Origin of the sequence: Streptomyces sp. SID9727, assembly GCF_010550605.1 — a bacterium.
Taxonomy (GTDB): domain Bacteria; phylum Actinomycetota; class Actinomycetes; order Streptomycetales; family Streptomycetaceae; genus Streptomyces.
The window spans coordinates 1-337 of record NZ_JAAGNI010000110.1 but is presented as its reverse complement, the minus strand read 5'-3'; the positions used below and the strand labels follow the sequence as shown (position 1 = coordinate 337).

The 337-nt window shown below is 80.4% G+C and carries 1 pseudogene; it reads left to right on the top strand.

Annotated elements, in window-relative coordinates:
• A pseudogene (locus G3I41_RS06825) lies at positions 1-337 on the top strand (ketosynthase chain-length factor); the annotation flags it as partial.

Sequence of the window (337 nt, the reverse complement as noted above, 5' to 3'; positions counted from 1 at the left end):
GACGCCGCACGCCTGGCCCTCGCCGACGCCGGGGTCGACGCGGCGGACGTGGACGTGGTCTTCGCGGACGCCGCCGGGGACCGGGACGCCGACCGCGCCGAGGCCGCCGCGCTCACCGCCCTCTTCGGCCCGTACGGCGTGCCGGTGACGGCCCCGAAGTCGCTGTACGGGCGCCTCGGTTCGGGCGGGTCCGCCCTCGATCTGGCGGCGGCCCTGCTCGCCCTGCGCGACCAGGTCGTCCCGCCGGGCGCACCGGTCGGGCGGCTCGCCGACGACTGCCCGGTGGACCTGGTGACCGGCGCGCCACGCCCGGCGCGGCTGCGGCACGCCCTGGTCC